We start from the raw sequence: 1,381 nt of genomic DNA on the forward strand, positions 1-1,381 counted from the left end.
GAGTTTTTGATCAGCGCCATCACTGTCGGTCACGGTGAGTGTCACCGTGCCGCCAATTTCGTTACTGGTGCCCTGTAATGTCGGTGTTAGGTCGTTTACATCGCCTACATTTTGTATCGTAAGTGTGGGTGCTTGCGTGTCTAAAGTAATTGTATCGGTTACTGTTGTCGTGTTTCCTGCTTCATCAGACACACTCACTTCGATGGTGTTATCACCTTCATTCAACTCTGTCTGAGGGGTTACTGCCCAATTTCCATTGGCATCAACTGTGGTAGTCAGTGTTTGCTCTACACCGTTTTCATCAGTAATCACCACAGTAACCGTAGTGCCTACATCGGCATCACTCGTGCCTGAAATAGTAGGTGTTGTATCATTAGTTACAGCATCAAAGTCAATGGTTAAACTTGGCCCTGAAGTATCGATATTACCGGTTGCTGTATCTAAAGCACTATTGCCTGCAGCATCAGAAACCTCTGCTTGTACAGTATAATCCCCTGAAGCCAACTCTTGAGAAAGCTCTACACTCCAATTCCCTTGTGCATCCGTTGTCGTATTAAACGAGCGAACAACGCCTTGAGAATCAGTAACAGTCAAGCTTATTACAGTGCCAGAAACTGCGCCTGTAGTATTACCAGCAATAATTGGTGTTGTATCATTACTGGTTTCTAGGTCGTTAATCTGTATAGTCGGCGGCGTAATATCAATTACAGCATCAAGCTCGGTGGTGGCTGAGCCACCGCCTAAATCAGTTACAGTTGCACTGATTGATATATTTCCCTCGGGTAAATCTGCAGGTGGTGTAACACTCCACTGTCCGTTTGCATCAACAACGGTGGTTAGGGTGATCGTTGCCCCAGTAGAGTCTGTTATCTGAACTTCTATAGACGAGCCCACTTCTGCATTAAAAGTATCACCGCTTATTTGCGGTGTTTGATCGTTGGTTTCACCAATCACATCGATAGTGATAGTTAACGCACTTGTATCGATGGTGCCAGAGGCACTTGCAGTGCCTTCATTGCCGACGCTATCACTAATACTAGCATCAACCGTATAAGTACCTTCCGCTAAAGCAACAGGCACTTCAACCGTCCAGCTACCATCAGCAATAACTTGTGCTGTGATTGTTTGCACTGCACCATTTGCATCCGTTACGGTTAAAGTAACGGTTGACCCCGTAGGCTCGCCGCTAACTGTACCAGATAGGGTCGGAGTAGTATCACTCGTATCACCTAACGCATTTATCGTCACAACCGGCGCAGTTATGTCAACTTCACCAGTTGTGGTGGCTGTGGTTTCATTGCCTGCGGCGTCGGTAACCGATACTTCAACGGTAAATTCACCTTCACTTAACTCATTAGGCACATCTAACAATAACGTGCAA

At 45.8% G+C, this 1,381-nt stretch carries 1 protein-coding gene; it reads right to left on the reverse strand.

Features of this window, described 5'->3' with window-relative positions:
* Positions 1-1,381, reverse strand: a 1,381-nt coding sequence (locus CWC17_RS18725) for an Ig-like domain-containing protein (RefSeq protein ID WP_171042114.1), incomplete at both ends; no start/stop codon positions are given.

It is taken from the genome of Pseudoalteromonas sp. S3785 (assembly GCF_005887365.1).
Taxonomy (GTDB): Bacteria; Pseudomonadota; Gammaproteobacteria; order Enterobacterales; family Alteromonadaceae; genus Pseudoalteromonas.